We start from the raw sequence: 16,088 nt of genomic DNA, 5'->3' as shown, positions 1-16,088 counted from the left end.
GTGTACTCCTCCGGGCGTACCCCGAAGATCGAGAACGGCGCGGAATGCGCCCGGCGGATGCCTCCCCGGGCCGACGCGCGTGGCCGCCCGGCAGGCCGATCCTGGAGCGGAGACCGAGAGACCCGCCGAAGGAGAAGCCATGCAAACCCAGGGACCCACCCGGCTGCGCACGTCCGACACGGAACGGGAGGAGGTCGCCGAGATCCTGCGCGCCGCCATGGCCGAGGGCCGGCTGGACCTGACCGAGGGTGAGGAGCGGCTGGCCACCGCGTACGCCGCCAGGTTCCGTGACGAGCTGGCGCCACTCACCGCCGACCTGCCGTTCGGGGGCCGTCAGGCGCTGGCCCGGACCCCGGCGGCCCGGGCCGCGACGCGCCGGTCGGTGAGCCGGCACGCCAGCCTCGTCCTGATCATCGCCGGCGTCCTCACCGGAGTGTGGATGCTGTCCAACGCCACGTTCTTCTGGCCGGTGATCCCGCTGACGTTCCTGGTGATCGGCCTGTTCAAGCATGCCCGGTACGGCCGCTGGCGCCCCGAGTACACGTTCGGCCACCACCACCGGCACTGATCGCCCGCTGTCGGGTGGCCGACCCCACGTGCGACACGCCAACCGCATCGTTGATCTTCTTCGCTCGCTCTGCCACAGTGGCCGAGTTTTGTTCGGGGAGGGACAACGCACATGATGGGTCCGTCGCACGCGCTATCCGGCGCGGCCGCCTGGCTGGCAGGCAGTTGGGCGCTCGATCAGTTCGCCTACGTGAGTCAGACGCCGCTGGAGGTGGCGGTCGGCACGGCGATCTGTGCGGGTGGCGCGCTCCTGCCCGACCTGGACATGTCCGGCAAGGTCACCCGTAACCAGGGCGGCGCGACCGTGGCCCGTACGTTCGGCGTGGCGTCGCTCTTCGTGGCCGAGGTGGTGGAGAAGTTCTCGCTCGGCGTCTACACGGCGACGAAGCTGAAGCGCGATCCGCGGCGGGACAACGGGCACCGCACGTTCACCCACACGCTGCCGTTCTGCGCGCTGCTCGCCTGGGGCACCACGGCGCTGGCCGACAGCTACGGCTACTGGGCGGTGATCGGCATCGTCTTCTTCATGAGCGGCCTGGCGCTGCGCGGGCTGTTCGACGACTGGGCGGAGCGGGCCGGCTGGGTCATCGTGACCCTGTCCTCGGCCGCGATCGCCTGGTTCACCGCCGCCAACCTGCCCAGCGACCGCGGCTATCCGCTGCTGGGGCTGGCCGCCGGTGTCGGCTGTTTCGTGCACATCCTCGGCGACATGATCACCAAGAACGGCGTACCGATCCTCTGGCCGATCCCGATCAGGCGTCGCATGTGGATGATGATCGGCATCCCGAACAGCATGGCCGTGAAGGTCGGCGGCAAGGTCGAGGTGGTCGTCCTGCGCACCGCCTTCACGGTCATCTCGCTGCTCTCCATCGGCGGCCTCTTCGTTCCGGGCGTGCTGGAGCGCTTCAACCTGGACGTGTGGGCCAGCAAGTAGGTCAGGGCTTGAGGACGACCTTGATGCAGCCGTCGTCCTTCTTCTTGAACATCTCGTAGGCGTCCGGCGCCTGCTCCAGCGGCACCCGGTGAGTCACCAGGTCACCGACGGCGAGCGGGTCGCCGTCGCCGGTGAGCAGCGGCATCAGGTCGTCGACCCAGCGCTTCACGTGCGCCTGGCCCATCCGCAGGGTCACCCCCTTGTCGAACAGGTCCATCATCGGGAACGGGTCGGCGTTACCGCCGTACACCCCGATGATCGAGATCGTGCCGGCCCGCCGGACCGCGTCGAACGCCGTCCGCAGCGCGCCCATCCGGTCCACGCCGAACGTCTCGGTCGCCTTGCGGGCGATCGGATCGGGCAGCATGCCGGCCGCCTTCATCGCCGCCGCCTGCACCGGGGTGCCGTGCGCCTCCATGCCGACGGCCTCGATCACCCCGTCGGCGCCACGGCCGCCGGTCAGTTCGCGGACCGCGTCGCCGATGTCGTCGACCGCACCCGTGTCGAGGGTCTCGATGCCGTTGCGCGAAGCCATCGCCAGGCGCTCGGGCACGCTGTCCACACCGATCACCCGGGCCGCGCCGAGATGCCGGGCGATGCGGGCGGACATCTGCCCGATCGGGCCGAGGCCGGTCACCAGGACCGTGTCGCCGGGTTCGACGTCGGCGTACTTCACCGCCTGCCAGGACGTGGTGAGCACATCGGACAGGAACAGGAAACGCTCGTCGGGGTGGCCGTCCGGCACCTTGATCGGGCCGAAGTGGGCCTGCGGCACCCGTAGGTACTCGGCCTGGCCGCCGGGCACCTGGCCGTACAGCTTGGTGTAGCCGAACAGCGAAGCCCCGGTCCCCTGCGACCGCGTCTGCGTGGTCTCGCACTGGGCGAAGAATCCGCGCGAGCACATCCAGCAGTGCCCGCAGGAGATGTTGAACGGGATCACCACGCGGTCGCCGGGCCGGATGTGCGTCACCTCGGGCCCGACCTCCTCGACGATCCCCATCGGCTCGTGGCCGAGGACGTCGCCCTTGTCGAGGTACATGCCGAGGACGTCGTAAAGGTGCAGGTCGGAGCCGCAGATCGCGGTCGAGGTGATCCGGATGATCGCGTCGGTCGGCTCTTCGATCTTCGGGTCGGGGACATTCTCCACGGACACCTTGCCGGTGCCCTGCCACGTCAGTGCTCGCATACCTCCGGCATGCCCCGAGGATCCCGGCCCAATCGTCACCTCGTCAAAGACCGGCAACCCACCGCACCCGAGACCCGGCCGGCCCTCGGTGCTGTCTCAGGCAGCTCGAAACAGCACTCACGACCAGCCGGGGGAACGGCAGCGGGTCAGTCGATCGAATAGGCGAGGTTGGGGCGCAGCCAGCGCTCGACCTCGCCGAGCGGGAGGCCGCGGCGCGACGCGTAGTCCTGGACCTGGTCCTTGGCGAGCCGGCCGACGGTGAAGTACTTCGCGTCCGGGTGGGCGAAGATCAGGCCGCTGACGGCGGCGGCCGGGGTCATCGCGAACGACTCGGTCAGGTTGACACCGATGGCGGAGGTGCCGAGCAGCTCGAACAGCTCCCGCTTCTCGCTGTGGTCGGGGCAGGCCGGGTAGCCCAGCGCGGGGCGGATGCCGCGGAACCGCTCGGCGTGCAGGTCTTCGAGCTTGGGCCGCGCGTCCGGCTCGAACCAGTCGCGGCGGGCCTTGAGGTGCAGGTACTCGGCGAACGCCTCGGCCAGACGGTCCGCGAGCGCCTTCACCATGATGGCCCGGTAGTCGTCGTTCTCGCCCTCGTACTTGGCCGCCAGCTTGTCGGCGCCGTGGATGGCGACCGCGAAACCACCCAGGTGGTCACCGGCCGGGGCGATGTAGTCGGCGAGGCAGCGGTTGGCCCGCCCGGCCGGCTTCTCCGTCTGCTGGCGCAGCATCGGGAACGACACCCCGTTCGCCAGCTTGATGTCGTCGCCCTCGGTGTGCGCCGGCCAGAACCCGTAGAGACCGCGGGCCTGGAACGAGCCCTGCGCGATGATCTGGTCGAGCAGCGTGTTGGCGTCGTCGAACAGCTCCTTGGCGACCGGCTGGGCCAGGATCGCCGGGTATTTGCCCTTGAGCTCCCAGGCGAGGAACAGGAACTGCCAGTCGATCAGCGCGCGCAGCTCGGCGATGGTGGGCGCGACCTCGCGGACCCCGGTGAATCGCGGCGTGGGCAGGTCGGTGAAGTCGACCGCCTCCCGGTTGGCCCGGGCCTGCGCGAGGGTGAGCAGCGGCTTGGAGTGACGCTGCTCGTGCTGCTCGCGGAGGCGCTGCTGCTCGTCCCGGTTGGCCTCGTCGAGCTTGACCGCCCGATCCGGGTCGAGCAGGTCGGACATCACACCGACGACCCGGGACGCGTCGAGCACGTGCACCGTCGACCCGTCGTACGCCGGCGCGATCCGCACCGCGGTGTGCTGCTTGGACGTGGTGGCGCCGCCGATCAGCAGCGGCAGCTTGAGCCCGCGGCGCTGCATCTCGGCGCCGACCGCGACCATCTCGTCCAGCGACGGGGTGATCAGGCCGGACAGCCCGATGGCGTCGGCGCCCTCGGCGATCGCGGTCTCCAGGATCTTCGCGGTCGGGACCATCACGCCGAGGTCGATGACCTCGTAGTTGTTGCAGCCCAGGACCACGCCGACGATGTTCTTGCCGATGTCGTGGACGTCGCCCTTGACCGTGGCGAGGACGACCTTGCCCTGCTCGCGGTGGGTCTCGACACGCCCCTCCAGGCGGGCCTGCTCCTTCTCGGCCTCCATGAAGGGCAGCAGGTACGCGACCGACCGCTTCATGACGCGGGCGCTCTTGACCACCTGCGGCAGGAACATCTTGCCGGAGCCGAACAGGTCACCGACGACACTCATGCCGCCCATCAGCGGGCCCTCGATGACGTCGAGCGGGCGGGGCAGTTTCTGCCGGGCCTCCTCGGTGTCGGCCTCGATGAAGTCGACGATGCCGTGCACGAGGGCGTGGCTGAGCCGGTCCTCGACGGAGGTCTCCCGCCAGGACAGGTCGACCTCGCGCTTGGCGCCGGAGCCGGTGACCGTGGACGCGAAGGTGACCAGCCGGTCGGTGGCGTCGGGCCGACGGTCGAAGATCACGTCCTCGACGAGCTCCAGCAGGTCGGCGGGGATGTCCTGGTAGACGGCGAGCTGCCCGGCGTTGACGATGCCCATGTCGAGCCCCGCCTTGACGGCGTGGAACAGGAACGCCGAGTGCATGGCCTCGCGCACGACGTCGTTGCCGCGGAAGGCGAAGGACAGGTTCGAGATGCCACCGGAGGTACGGGCGCCCGGGCACCGCTGCTTGATCAGCGGGAGCGCGTCGATGAAGTTCCTCGCATACCCGTTGTGCTCGGCGATGCCGGTCGCGACCGCGAGCACGTTCGGGTCGAAGATGATGTCGTTGGGGTCGAACCCGTCGGCGACGAGCAGGTCGTACGCGCGCCCGCAGATGTCGACCTTGCGGTCCCGGGTGTCGGCCTGGCCCTGCTCGTCGAAGGCCATCACGACGACGCCGGCGCCGAAGTCACGGATCCGTCGCGCCTGCGCGAGGAAGGCCTCCTCGCCCTCCTTGAGGCTGACCGAGTTGACGACGCCCTTGCCCTGGACGCACTTGAGGCCGGCCTCGAGCACGGAGAACTTCGAGCTGTCGATCATGATCGGGATCCGGGCGACCTCGGGCTCGGTCGCGATCAGGTTCAGGAAGGTGACCATCGCCTGCTCGCTGTCGAGCAGGTCGGCGTCCATGTTGACGTCGAGCAGGTTGGCGCCGCCGCGCACCTGCTCCAGCGCGACGTCGACGGCGGCCTGGTAGTCGTCGGCCTCGATGAGCCGCCGGAACTTGGCGGAGCCGGTCACGTTGGTCCGCTCGCCGATCATGACGAAGCCGGTGTCCGGGCCGATCTCGAAGGGCTCCAGCCCACTGAACCGGGTGGTCGGGGCGGGCGGGTCGATCACCCGCGGCGCCGCGCCACGGACCGCGTCGGCGACCGCAGCGATGTGCGCCGGACTGGTCCCGCAGCAGCCGCCGACCAGGTTGACCAGGCCGTCCGCCGCGAACTCGCGGAGCAGCTCGCCGGTCTCGGCCGGGGTCTGGTCGTAGCCGCCGAACGCGTTCGGCAGGCCGGCGTTCGGGTGCGAGGCCACATAGACGTTCGACAGGCGGGCCAGGTCGGACACGTGCGGGCGCATCTCGGTCGCGCCGAGCGAGCAGTTGACCCCGACGACCAGCGGCTCGGCGCGCTCGATCGAGCGCCAGAAGGCCTCCACGGTCTGGCCCGAGAGGGTACGCCCGGACAGGTCCACGATCGTCACGGAGATCCACAGCGGGATCTCCGGCGCCACCTCACGGGCCGCCGCGACGGCCGCCTTCGCGTTCAGCGTGTCGAAGATCGTCTCGATCAGGAACAGGTCGACGCCGCCCTCGGCCAGTGCCGACATCTGCTCCGCATAGGTGGCCTTGACCTGGTCGAAGGTGACCGCACGGTAGGCCGGGTCCTCGACCTTGGGCGACAGCGACAGGGTGACGTTGAGCGGGCCGACCGAGCCGGCCACGAACCGGGGGCGGCCGTCGGCGGCGAACGCCTCGTCGGCGGCCTGCCGGGCCAGCCGGGCGCCCTGCACGTTCATCTCCCGGACCAGGTGCTCCAGCCCGTAGTCGGCCTGGGCGATGCTGGTGGCGGTGAACGTGTTGGTGGTCGTGATGTCGGCGCCGGCCGCCAGATACTGCCGGTGCACGTCGAGGATGACGTCGGGCCGGGTCAGGATCAGCAGATCCGGGTCACCAGTGACGTCTTTCGGGTGGTCAGCCGGGATCAGCTCGTTGCGGTAGTCCGCCGGGGTGAGCCTCGCGCCCTGGAGCATGGTGCCCCACGCGCCGTCCAGCACCAGGATCCGCTCGGCGAGCAGCTCGCGCAGCTGAGTGACGGTCTGAGTCAACGCCAACACCTCCGATAGTGAGTCGGAGGCGCCCTTGTCTCGGGTGTTTCACCGGTCGAGCGTGACGGGTATGGGCCCGCTGCAGCGCCTCTCGTCCGGACCGACAACGATACCGACTCTTTCATGTGGCGTCGGCGTAGGCACCAACCACTGAGACGTCCAGGGGAAATCGCACCGTGGTGTCACCGAACAGCAACCGGCCCGCCGATAGCGCGCTCTCCCGGACCGCCTCCACCACCGACTCGGCCTGGTCGGCGGGACAGTGCACGACCACCTCGTCGTGCACGAACAGGACGAGCTCGGCCTCGGTGCCGGCCAGCCGCTGACGAAGGGTGGCGAGCAGGACCAGCGCCCACTCGGCGGCAGTGGCCTGGATCACGAAGTTGCGGGTGAATCGCCCCCGGGCCCGGCCGGGTGGCGGGGCCACCTCGTCCGGCGGGTCCAGGCCGGCGTCGCGCCAGGCGCCGGACGCCGGTGGGCAGGTGCGGCCCAGCCAGGAGCGGACCAGACCACCGGCCTCACCGGTACGGGCGGCGGCCTCCACGAACTCGAAAGCGGTCGGATACTGCCGGCGGAGCACGGCCAGGGCCGGGATGGCGTCGCCACCGGTCTGCCCATACATGGCCCCGATCAGGGCGATCTTCGCCTTGGCGCGGTCGCCGTCGAACGAGTCGGCGGCCAGCGCGGCGTAGAGGTCGCCCTCGGCCGCCGCCGCGGCGAGCCGCCGGTCACCGGAGACGGCAGCCATCACCCGGGGCTCCAGTTGGCCGGCGTCGGCCACGACGAACCGCCAGCCGGGGTCGGCGATCACCGCCCGGCGGACCACCTTGGGCACCTGGAGGGCACCGCCACCCCGGCTGGCCCAGCGACCGGAGACGACGCCACCGGCCACATACTCAGCGCGGAAGCGACCGTCGCGCACCCAGGCGTCGCACCAGGCCCAGCCGTGCGCCGTCCAGATCCGGTAGAGCTCCTTGAACTCCAGCAGCGGCGCCACCGCCGGATGGTCGACCTGGCGCAGCACCCAGCGCCGCGTGTTGGGGATGTCGATGCCGGCCCGGTGAAACGCCTTCACCACCTCGGCCGGCAGGTCCGGGTGCAGGCCGTGGGTGCCGAACGCGGCGTTGATCTCGGCGGTCAGCTCGGCCAGGCGACGGGGCGGGCCCATCGGCTGCGGTGGGCCGAGCAGCTCGCGCAACAGCTCGTCGTGCACATCCGGACGCCAGGGCAGGCCGGTGTGACCCATCTCGGCCGCGATCAGGGCGCCCGCCGACTCGGCCGCCACCAGAAGCCGGAAACGACCGGGATGGCCTGTCTCGCCGATGCGGCGCACCTGCTCCTCATACACCTCGAGAAGGTCGGAGACCTCCACGCGCCCGGCCGGGACCGCGTCGAAGAGGGCGACCTGCGCGAAACCCGGCGGCTCGGCATCCGGCCGTGGCCGGTCCGGAGGGGCCGGGAGGCCATGGAGGCGGGCGACGGCGGCCGCCAGCCCGCGTGGCTCGCCCCAGCGGCCCGCATGACCGGACAGCAGGGCCTCGGTCAGCTCCAGGTCGTGGCAGCGGGCCACCCGGACCCCGGCGCGCAGCAGAGCCGGGTAGACGACGGCCGTCGAGGTCCACACCCAGCGCGGCTGCCCGGCGGCCTCCAGCGCGGTGATCTCGGCCGCCAGGTCGGGAACGTGCCACAGCTCCCCGGAAGCGTGCCGGCCCAGACGGCCACCGAGGCCGTCCGGGTCGGGCACCACAGCTATCAGCACCGGGCCATTGTCACCCGGGGGTATGACACTTTCCTCGAACGTCTGTCGGACGACCCTCCCGAGCGCCTACTTCACCGCTCCGGAGGTGAGACCCGCCTGGATCTGCCGCTGGAAGACCGCGTACACGATGATCATGGGAAGGATGGAGAGGGTCAGCGCGGCGAAGAGCTGGCCCCATTCGGCCTGGTAACCGGCGGACACGCTGATGTTCGCGATGCCCTGGGTGAGCACGTACTTGTCTTCGCTCTGCATGATCACGACCGGCAGCAGGTACTGGTTCCACTGGCCGACGATGTTGAAGATCGCGATGCTGACCAGGCCGGACTTCGCCATCGGCAGCATCACCTGGAAGAACCGGCGCACGTGCCCGGCCCCGTCCACGGTCGCCGCCTCCTCGATCTCGTGCGGCAGCGTACGGAAGAACGCCACCAGGAAGAACACGGTGAACGACAGGGAGTACGCGATGTAGATGACGATCAGGCCGAAGTACGAGTCCAGCAGGTTCAGCGACTGGGCGATGCCGAACAGCGGGGCCAGCGCCATGAACGTGGGGAAGGCCAGCCCGGACACGAACAGGTAGTAGATGAACCGGTTGCCGGGGAACTTGTAGCGGGCGAGCACGTAGGCGGCCATCGACCCGAGCAGCATGGTGCCGGCCGTGCTGATCAGCACGACGAAGACGCTGTTCAGGAAGTACTGGCCGATGTGCGCCTCGCTCCAGGCGTCGGCGAAGTTGGTGAACGCCCAGCTCTGCGGCAGCCCGAACGGCTCGTCGAGGAAGATCTCCTCGTTGCTCTTGAACGAGGCCAGCGCGACCCAGATCAGGGGCGCGACGGTGGCCAGCGCCCACAGGAAGAGTGCCAGGTGCGCGACCCCGCCGAGCGGGTTGGCCCGGCCGCCGGTGCTCTTGGCGGGGGCGGCCGGCTCGGGGCTCTTCGAGCGCTTGCCGGGGAGGGTGGTGAGGTTCGTCATCGTCTCGGCGCCTCTCTCGGCGATCAGGCTTCGACGCTGTCGCGACGGCTGACCCGCAGGGTCAGCCAGGCGAAGCTCAGGGCCAGGAAGAACAGCACGACACCGATCGCCGAGGCGTAACCGGCCTGCGAGTACTTGAAGGCGTTGAGATAGATCTGCATGCTCAGCACCTGGGTCGAGTTGTTCGGGCCGCCCTGGTTCACGGTCATGATGTTGACCAGCGCGAAGCAGTCGAAGGCGGCGATGCCCAGGTAGATCCAGGCGACCTGGATGTTGCCCCAGAGCAGGGGCAGCGTGATCTTGAAGAACAGGGTGATCCGGTTGGCGCCGTCCAGGGCGGCCGCCTCGTAGACCTCCTGGCCGATCGAGCCCATGCCGGCCGAGAAGAGCACCACGTAGAAGCCGACCGCCTGCCAGATCAGCACGACCAGGATGCAGGTCAGCGCCCACCGCTCGTCGGCCAGGAACAGCCAGGGCTCCCACGAGTCCGGGAACAGGCCGTTGATCATGCCGCTCTTGTCCGGGCCGTACACCCGCTGGAAGATCACCGCGACCAGGGCCAGCGCCAGCAGCTGCGGGAAGAAGAAGACCACCCGGTACACCTTGGAGCCCCAGACGCCCCGGGTCATGCCGCCGTGGGAGCCGCCGCCCACGTTAAGCAGGAAGGCGAAGACCAGCGCGACCGCGATCGTGATGATCGGCATCAGGAGCAGCAGGAAGCCGTTGTGCCGCAGGGCGGTCCAGATGACCTCGTCGTTCCAGAGCTTCACGAAGTTGTCGAAGCCGACGTCGTTGAACGTGCCGTAGCCCGACCAGTCGGTCAACGACAGCCGGAACATCTGGAGATAGGCGCCCACCACGAAGATGGCGTAAAGCGCCACCGGCACGGCAAGGAAACCGATGATGAAGGGATACTTGCCGTGCCGCATGGCGCTCTACCGTCCTACTGCTCGGGGTGCGGGACTACCGGGTTGCTCAGGCGCGGGTGTTCTTGGCGATCGCGGAGTCCTTGGCGACGTCCTGCGCCACCTTCTCCATCGTGTCGCAGAACTTCTGCGCGTCGCCGCCGTTGAACATCAGGGCATTGACGGCCTCGAGTGAGGCGTCGTTCATCTTCTTGTACCAGGTGTCCCAGAGGTAACCCATGAAGATGTCCTTGCCGGCCTTGGTCAGCATGTCGTTGCCGCTGGTCAGGCCGGGCGAGATGGTCTGGCCGTCGGCGGCGCCGGCGACCACGGTGAGCGACTTGGTGAGCTTGGTGAACTCCAGCGCGGCGGCCTTGGAGAGCATGACGCGCAGGTACTCCTTGCCGCCCTGGACGTTGGTGCCCTTGGTCGACGCGAAGTAGATCTCCCCCGCGGCCGCGTTGATGGCGGTCGCCGGCAGCTGGTCCGACGTGGTGACGCTCGGGTACGGCGCGACCGCGTACTCGAAGTTCGGCGTGATGCTGGCGGCCTGCTCGTTCTCCAGCCAGGAGCCGCACGGGTAGAACGCGACCTTGTCCTGGTTCTGCTGGAGCTGGACCTCGGTGTGGCGCAGGCCGAGGAAGCTCTTGTTCAGGTACTTGACGCCGATCTGGCCCCAGGCCTCGGCCGCCTGCTTGACGGCCGGCGCCTGCCACGCGCCCGGCTTGAGGTTGTCGAGGTCCTTGAGAACCTGCTCGGTGCCGATCTTGGCCGCGCTGGTCATGATCGCGCGGACCATGTAGTACGACGCGTTGGCGCCCGCGTAGGCGAACGGGGTGATGCCGGCCGCCTTGATCTTGTCGCACAGGGCGGTGAAGTCGGCCCACGTCGTGGGGACGGTCCAGCTGTTCTTGTCGAACAGCTTCTTGTTGTAGTACAGGCCGAAGACGGTGAAGGAGTAGTTCACCGCGAACGGCTTGCGGCCGCCCTCGACGTCGTACGTGCCCTGCTCGATCGCGCCCGGGACCAGTGTCTCGGCGACGGTCTTGCCCGCGATGTCGAACGACGGGGCCCCGAACAGGTCGGTCAGGTCGGCCGCCTGGCCCGCCTTGACGATGGCGCCGAAGTCCATCATGTCCGCGCCCGAGTTGTTGATCATGTCGGGGGCGTTGCCGGCGTTCAGCCGCGGCTTGATCGTGGTGGCGATCTGCTCGGTGCCGGTGTATTTGACCTCGGACTCCGGCCACTTCTTCTTGTACATCGGGGTGTCGACGTCGGTGGCGTACTTGGTGCCCAGACCGCCGTCGAAGATCACGATCTCGACCGGGGCCTTCGGGTCGATGCCGAGCGGGTTGTCCGCCGACTTCGTGCCGGTGGCCTGGTCCTTCTTCTCGTCGGAGCCACCGCCCACACAGGCGCTGAGCATGCCCACCGCCGGGGTCGCCGCCAGGCCGACCGCGGCGGCACGGCGCAGCAGGCTACGACGGTCCAACTCGGATTTCGTTATGTCAGACATCGATATTCCTCTCGGGTCAACCCTTGACGGCGCCGGCCGTCAGACCGGTGGCGATGTTGCGCTGAATGATCAGGAAGAAGACCACCACGGGGATGGACGTGATGATCGCACCGGCCATGAGGGGGCCCCAGGCGGTACCGCGTTCGGTCTGGTTGTAGAGCAGCCAGGCCATCAGGTTCTGCTTCTGCGGGTTGTTGAGCGTGTTGATGATGATGAACTCGTTCCACGCCTGGATGAACCCGTAGACGGAGGTGGCCACCAGACCCGGGCCGGTGAGCGGCAGGATGATCCGCCAGAACACCTGCGGCCGGGTGCAGCCGTCGATCATCGCGGCCTCGTCCAGTTCCCGGGGGATACCGGAGATGAAACCACGCAGCGTCCAGACCGTGTACGGCAGCAGCAGCACCAGGTACACCAGGGCCACGCCGACGAGCGAGTTGGTCAGGTTCGCGCCCTGGAGCATCAGGAACAGCGGGATCAGCAGTGCCAGGAAGGGCACCAGTTGCACGGCCAGGATGACCAGGATGATCGCCTTGCGGCCATAGAAGCTGAACCGGGCGATCGCGAGCGCCGCCAGGAAGCCCACGACCAGCGCACAGGCCACCGCCATGGCGGTGATGATCAGCCCGTTGATCATGCTCGGGATGAAGAGTTCCTCACCGAGCGCCGACTTGAAGTTGTCCAGGGTGAATTCGTTCGGGAAGAACGTCGGCGTGAAGCTGCGGACCTCGGAGTCCGGCTTGAACGCCGTGTTGAGCACCCAGTACACCGGGAAGATCATGACCAGGCCGAAGACGATGCCGGTGGTGTTCGCGAAGAACGTACCGATACGGCTACGGCCTACGGTGACGACGCCCTCGTCGTGCTTGGCCATCAGTCGACCTCCCCGATCTTGAACATCTGGCGGATGTAGAAGACCATCACGCCGAGCATCAGCAGGACGGTGATCACCGCGATCGCCGAGCCGTAGCTGTAATTGGACCGGCCGAACGCCTGGGTGTACGAGAACGTCGCCAGGGTCTGGTAGACCGGCTCCGGGTGCCCGTCGCGCAGCGCCCAGTTCTGGGTGAAGAGGCCGAAGTTCCAGATCACCGACAGCGTCGTGACGATCATCAGGAGCGGCTTCAGGATCGGCAGGGTGATGTTGCGCAGCGCCTGCCAGGGCGAGGCGCCGTCCACCGTCGCCGCCTCCAGCAACTCCTTCGGCACCTGGGTGAGCCCGGCGCTCAGCGAGATCGCCAGGAAGGGGATGCCGGCCCACACCACCAGCGTGGTGATGACCGCCCAGCCCTCCCACGGGTTCACGAACCAGCTGTGGGTCGCGTAGTCGAAGCCCAACTGGGTCAGGACGTAGTTCAGGACACCGAAGTCGGAGTCGGTGAGCCAGCGGAACGACTGCGCGGCGACCAACTGCGGCAGCGCCCAGACGAACATCATCGCGATCATCATGAAGATCCGGACCCGGGCGTGCACCCGGCGCATCAGCAGCGCGATACCGAGGCCGAGCAGGACCGAGAGGGTCACCGAGACGACGGTGAAGGCGGCGGTACGGCCCACCACGCCCCAGAAGACGCCGTCGGTCAGAGCCTTGGTGTACTGGTCGAAACCGGCCCACGGCGGCGTCGCGCCGGAGAACAGCTCCTTCAACCGCATGTTCTGGAAGGACAGCACGATCATGCGGTAGAGCGGGTAGGCCAGCATCGCGATCAGGATCACGAGCGTGGGCAGGGAGAGCAGCCACGCCACCCGGGAGTCGCGCTGGCTGCGGTTGCGGGCCCGGGCCACGTGCCGCGGCGGCGGTGCCTGCGGCGCCTCCGCCGGGTTCGGCCGGGAGTCGACGGCGTGCATCAAAGATCCTCTTCCACCGTGGGAGTGGTGTGCCGCCCGCCCGGCAGAAGGTCGGGCGGGCGGCAGGTCATCAGGCCTCGTTGAGCGTCGTGGCGATCTGCTCGTCAGCCCACTTGGCGCCGTCGGCGACCGTCTTCTTGCCGGTCAGGATGTCGGTCAGCATGGTCTGCAGGATGCTGGCCTTCTCCACGTCGGCCCACTTCTCGGCGTTCGGCGGGAACCAGCTGTTCTTCGCGGCGAGCGCGGCCGGGGCGATCTTCGGGTTGTCGGTCGCGGCCTTGTCCAGCAGGTTGGTCGCGTTCGGCAGGGCGCCGGCTTTGGCCAGACCCTCCATCGACTTGGCGTCGGTGAAGGCCTTGATCCACTGAGCGGCCAGTTCCTTGTTCTGGCTCTTGGCGGTCACGCCGAGGTTCGAGCCACCGAGGAACGACGGGATCTCCGGCATCGGAGCGGCGGCCAGCTTGCCCTTGATCTTGGTCGGGACCAGCGGGGAGGTCGGGTCGTTCGGGTCCTTGCGGGTCTCCTCGGCCGAGCCCTGCTCCCAGGCGTTGCCGTAGAAGATGCCGCCCGAGCCCTGCGCGAAGATGCCGGCCTGCTCGTTCTCGTTCTTGGTGACGTCAGCCTTGGAGAAGTTCTTGGTCAGGTCGACCCACTTCTGGAGGCCCTCCAGCGACTGCGGGCTGGAGAGCTGGCCGACCCACTTGTCGCCCTCCTTCTTCGCGATCTCGCCGCCCGAGGACTTCACCCACGACATCGCCGCGTACCAGTACTGGCCCGGCATGTAGACGGCGCTGAACTTGGGGTCGTTCGCGTTGCCGGCCTTCAGCTTCTCGGCCGCCGCGGTGAAGTCCGCGTAGGTCTTCGGAGCCTCGGTGATGCCGGCCTTCTGGAAGAGGTCGGTGCGGTAGATCATCACGCGGGCGCCACCGTAGTAGGGCACGCAGTAGACCTTGCCGTCGGACTCGCAGGCGCCGGAGAGGCCGGGCAGCCAGGTGCCGGAGTTCTCGAAGTCACCCTTGTTCAGCTCGGCGAAGCCGCCGGAGAAGACGTACTTGGAGAACTCGGTGTTGCCCAGCTCGACCACGTCCGGCACGTCCGAGCCGGCCAGGGTGGCGTCGAGCTTGGTCAGGTGGTTGGCCCACTGCTGGTACTCGACGTTGACCTGGGCCCCGGTGGCCGCGGTGAACCGCTTGGTGGCGTCGTCGACGACGCCCTTCCAGGCGGTCTCGGCGTCGACCATGAGCCAGACCTTGACGGTCTTGCCCTTGCCGTCGACCTGCCCGGTGGCCGAGGTCGCACCCTCGTCACTGCTGTTGCCACCACAGGCGGCCACACCGAACACCGACGCGGCGAGCGCCGCGGCGACCGCGATCTTGCGCTTCACAATTCCTCCCGAGGGATTTACATGCAGAAAGGGGTTCATCAGCTGTCCTTCACGGCCTTGTGCCCGTGCACGGCTTGCGCGGTGCGCTGGAACGCGGCGTGTGAACGTTCGTGGGTTCGTTGCGCGACGGCGACGTACAGCAGGTCGAGAACGACCAGCTGCGGGTGCCGGGCGCTGAGCGCGTCCGGCCGGAAGGTCGTCGCCTGGGTTGCGGTGAGAAGGACGATGTCCGCCAACTCGGCCAGCGGGGAACGGGGGAAGCTGGTGAGCGCGATCGTGGTGGCGCCCCGGCTGTTCGCTTCCGCGAGCAGCTCGATCGTCTCGCCGGTCTCGCCACTGTGCGAGATGCCGAGCGCGACGTCGCCGGGCCGCGACAGCGCGGCGCTGGCCAGACCGTTGTGCACGTCGGTCCAGGCCCACACCGGGATGCCGATGCGATGCAGACTGAACTGCATCTCCTCGCCGACCAGCGCGCTTCCGCTGGCGCCGAAGATGTTCACGCGTTGCGCGGCGGCGATCGCCCCCGCGGCCCGCTCCACCTCGCCCAGGTCCAGCAGCGTGGCGGTGTCGTGCATGGCCCGGGTGTCGGCCGCCATGATCTGGCCGAGGACCCGCTCGAGCGGGTCGTTCGGCTGGATCTCGCGGCCGATGTCCACGGTCCAGCCGGCCGAGCGCGCCCGGCCGGTCTCCGCCGCGATCCCGAGGCGGAGGTCCGCGTAGCCGTCGAAGCCGACCGCCCGGCAGAACCGGGTGATCGTCGCCGGGGAGGTGCCACTGCGCTCGGCCAGCTCGACGATGGTGGCCCGGGAGGCTGCAGCCGGGTCGGTGAGCACCTGCTCGGCGACCCGCTGCAGTGCTCCGGTGAAGTCCGGCAGCAGCGTGCGGACCCGGGCGAGCACCCCGTCGACCGGTGCGCGGTTCACGCCGTTCGTGGTGATTCGCTCGCCCCCGTGGTCAGTCCCGATCCGGGCGGCGCCGCGAACCAGGGAGTCGGCGACCGCGGTGTGCGCGGTGCCGTCCATCTCCGGCTCAGCCATCGGTCACCCTTTCAGGAAGGACTGTTTACTGTCGCGGTAAAAGTTCTTACTAAAGGCCCCTTGCTGTCAAGACTGTGAAGGATGTTTTCAGAACCGTTACCGACCAGCCCGAATGACGGCGCGTTTCGGCGCAGGCGGATGACGACCATCGATCCACAAATGGCCGAAAGGACGTGACCGCCATCACATGTCCGATTTACGACCGTTTTC

General features: G+C 68.6%; 12 protein-coding genes. 2 read left to right on the top strand and 10 right to left on the bottom strand.

What is annotated here, in order from left to right; genetic code table 11:
• The first annotated feature begins 139 nt into the window (after positions 1–139).
• Together ACQPZW_RS09315 and ACQPZW_RS09310 are read left to right on the top strand one after the other, a co-directional pair.
• Positions 140–568: a DUF1707 SHOCT-like domain-containing protein gene (locus tag ACQPZW_RS09315; protein WP_433794411.1), complete on the top strand. Its 429-nt coding sequence runs from the start codon at positions 140–142 to the stop codon at positions 566–568.
• A gap of 111 nt (positions 569–679) precedes the next feature.
• Complete coding sequence (locus ACQPZW_RS09310; protein WP_433794410.1) at positions 680–1,501, top strand: metal-dependent hydrolase; 822 nt, start codon at positions 680–682, stop codon at positions 1,499–1,501.
• 1 nt (position 1,502) lies between these two features.
• Here ACQPZW_RS09310 and ACQPZW_RS09305 read toward each other — a convergent pair whose 3' ends face one another.
• From ACQPZW_RS09305 to ACQPZW_RS09260, 10 genes are all read right to left on the bottom strand, one after another.
• A complete protein-coding gene (locus tag ACQPZW_RS09305; RefSeq protein WP_433794409.1) occupies positions 1,503–2,687 on the bottom strand; it encodes a zinc-dependent alcohol dehydrogenase in 1,185 nt (394 codons plus the stop codon).
• 146 nt (positions 2,688–2,833) lie between these two features.
• A complete protein-coding gene (gene metH, locus ACQPZW_RS09300) occupies positions 2,834–6,457 on the bottom strand; it encodes a methionine synthase (protein ID WP_433794408.1) in 3,624 nt (1,207 codons plus the stop codon).
• Between the two features lie 121 nt (positions 6,458–6,578).
• Positions 6,579–8,171, bottom strand: a complete 1,593-nt coding sequence (locus ACQPZW_RS09295; protein WP_433797490.1) for a bifunctional 3'-5' exonuclease/DNA polymerase — start codon at positions 8,169–8,171, stop codon at positions 6,579–6,581.
• Between the two features lie 111 nt (positions 8,172–8,282).
• A complete protein-coding gene (locus ACQPZW_RS09290; protein WP_433794407.1) occupies positions 8,283–9,188 on the bottom strand; it encodes a carbohydrate ABC transporter permease in 906 nt (301 codons plus the stop codon).
• Positions 9,189–9,211: 23 nt separating this feature from the next.
• A complete protein-coding gene (locus ACQPZW_RS09285; RefSeq protein ID WP_433794406.1) occupies positions 9,212–10,117 on the bottom strand; it encodes a carbohydrate ABC transporter permease in 906 nt (301 codons plus the stop codon).
• Between the two features lie 46 nt (positions 10,118–10,163).
• Positions 10,164–11,609 (bottom strand): N-acetylglucosamine/diacetylchitobiose ABC transporter substrate-binding protein, encoded by a 1,446-nt coding sequence (gene ngcE, locus ACQPZW_RS09280; protein ID WP_433794405.1) that lies wholly within the window; start codon positions 11,607–11,609, stop codon positions 10,164–10,166.
• A gap of 16 nt (positions 11,610–11,625) precedes the next feature.
• Positions 11,626–12,483: a carbohydrate ABC transporter permease gene (locus tag ACQPZW_RS09275; protein WP_109603140.1), complete on the bottom strand. Its 858-nt coding sequence runs from the start codon at positions 12,481–12,483 to the stop codon at positions 11,626–11,628.
• Positions 12,483–13,457 carry a carbohydrate ABC transporter permease gene (locus ACQPZW_RS09270; protein ID WP_109603139.1) on the bottom strand — a complete coding sequence of 325 codons (975 nt, stop codon included), beginning with the start codon at positions 13,455–13,457 and terminating at the stop codon, positions 12,483–12,485. The genes ACQPZW_RS09275 and ACQPZW_RS09270 overlap by 1 nt, the downstream gene beginning before the upstream one ends.
• Before the next feature lie 70 nt (positions 13,458–13,527).
• On the bottom strand, positions 13,528–14,841 hold the full coding sequence (locus ACQPZW_RS09265) for an extracellular solute-binding protein (RefSeq protein ID WP_433794404.1): 1,314 nt from the start codon (positions 14,839–14,841) through the stop codon (positions 13,528–13,530).
• Positions 14,842–14,879: 38 nt separating this feature from the next.
• Positions 14,880–15,878, bottom strand: a complete 999-nt coding sequence (locus ACQPZW_RS09260) for a MurR/RpiR family transcriptional regulator (RefSeq protein WP_433794403.1) — start codon at positions 15,876–15,878, stop codon at positions 14,880–14,882.
• Positions 15,879–16,088: the final 210 nt, after the last annotated feature.

It is taken from the genome of Actinoplanes sp. CA-252034 (assembly GCF_050956125.1).
Taxonomy (GTDB): domain Bacteria; phylum Actinomycetota; class Actinomycetes; order Mycobacteriales; family Micromonosporaceae; genus Actinoplanes.
Note: the sequence above shows the minus strand (reverse complement) of the source record. Positions and strands in the feature narration are given on the sequence as shown.